The sequence below is a fragment of the Daejeonella sp. genome, assembly GCF_049655485.1.
In the GTDB taxonomy this organism is placed as follows: domain Bacteria; phylum Bacteroidota; class Bacteroidia; order Sphingobacteriales; family Sphingobacteriaceae; genus Daejeonella.
In genome coordinates, this window is the sequence record NZ_JBASJU010000355.1 from 1 (window position 1) to 1,537 (window position 1,537).

Here is a 1,537-nt window from a genome sequence, read left to right on the forward strand (position 1 = left end):
GCGCTAGGTCGTCCATTTTCTGAAATCGGAATTTTGGGTAAACGACCATTATTACCTAACACACTACAGAACCGCGAATTTGCAGATAGCTTAAAACAGTTGGGATATATTAAAAATTGGGAGATTGAAAAGAAAGGTGTCAGAATATCAACATTTAGAAAGTGAGGTCAGTCTATTTCTTCTGCACTCTCCATCCGTCATCATAAAGAGTAAACATAATTGGTTGCGGTTTCATTTTATCCAATTTTTGTTTAGACAATTTGGAAAAAGGGGTTATTTTTTCAAGGGAGGTGCTAATCTCCACGACGGCGTTCTTATTACCATTTAGCATCTGGACACCTGTTACTTCCTCTAAAACTTCGTCCGCAATTTTCACTCTGCGTATTCCATCACTCTTATCTTGGTTGGATTGCGGCAACAAATACGGATCTGCTTTTGCTGTAAAGGAAATAATAGGTTGTCCAATTTCGCCTAATTTCCGAGTTCGTTGTACGATCACAAAGCCGGATTCTTCCAATCCAGCATCAAGCACCCTTTTAGCATAAGCCGGATCGGATACGAAAATGTTATAACCGACTACTTTAGGATAAGTCTTACTGTCCTCGATAAGCTTTAAAGCTGTCTCACGATCTAACTTTTCATTGCTGCTACATGCTGCGAGGAGTAGGGCAGCTATACACAGGTTTAATATATTTTTCATAACAGTCAGTTTAACCGTATTGACGAAATTATTCTAATAAAACGAGTTTAATTTAATTGTGTTGCAGAATCCACTCAAAAAATAAGAGAGCCCAATTAGGCTCTCCTATAATAACTATGCAGTTAACTTTCTCTGTCGTGACTTTTTTTGACCGGGCTTTCCATCTTCGGAATCAGCTTTTTGCTTCTGATCCTTACCTGGCTTAAGGGTATTCGATGCAGATTGCCCATTGCTAACATCCGTTTTTTGTACACTCTGCCGTCTAACGACCTGCATTTTCTGGTCATAAACATTGATGTTCTTAAATTGTGGCACAGCCTCAATATAATGTTTCACTTGGTTGCCATCTTTCTCTATGGTGACTTGCTGCACATTCCCTTTTTGTAATGAACATATCAGCTGTTTTTTCTGTTCATCGTCACTTAGTTCTTTGATAGGATGCAAGGTTCTTTTCAAGGTCATAGCCGTATTTATCAGTGAACTGCTTTAACTTAGAATTCCCCCTTTCATCGAAGTTTTCAAAGTCAAGTTTTAACCAGGCGTTGTACTTCTCGCCGTCTTTATTAACTAATTCCTTGTGTACAGATCGGCCTTCCAATAGGTTAAAGGCTTCTTTCGCAGTAACTCCGTTGCCTTTATTTATATAGAAGCATTGGTTTTTGTCCATCTCCGGTTTACCATTCTGCAAGGAAGCATCATATCGGTTGAAGAAATACATATCTTTGGAGTCCGATTTTTTAAAATGGAGAGTATAGTCCATTTTGTTATTGAAATGAGGGATTTCTATTTTGAGCTGAAACTCATTCTTCTCATCCCTGATGTTCTTTTCCAAAGCTT

At 38.4% G+C, this 1,537-nt stretch carries 2 protein-coding genes and 1 pseudogene; all 3 read right to left on the bottom strand.

What is annotated here, in order from left to right; all coding sequences use genetic code 11:
• Nucleotides 1-172: 172 nt before the first annotated feature.
• On the bottom strand, nucleotides 173-700 hold the full coding sequence (locus tag WBJ10_RS14490) for a hypothetical protein (protein WP_424291527.1): 528 nt from the start codon (nucleotides 698-700) through the stop codon (nucleotides 173-175).
• A 114-nt stretch (nucleotides 701-814) separates the two neighbouring features.
• Nucleotides 815-1,156 (bottom strand): hypothetical protein, encoded by a 342-nt coding sequence (locus tag WBJ10_RS14495; RefSeq protein WP_424291529.1) that lies wholly within the window; start codon nucleotides 1,154-1,156, stop codon nucleotides 815-817.
• A pseudogene (locus tag WBJ10_RS14500) lies at nucleotides 1,119-1,537 on the bottom strand (hypothetical protein); the annotation flags it as partial. The pseudogene WBJ10_RS14500 and the gene WBJ10_RS14495, both read right to left, overlap by 38 nt.

Bases quoted from the DNA above. Each gene is read 5' to 3' on its own strand.
- WBJ10_RS14490 (WP_424291527.1), bottom strand. From the start codon at position 700: ATGAAAAATATATTAAACCTGTGTATAGCTGCCCTACTCCTCGCAGCA.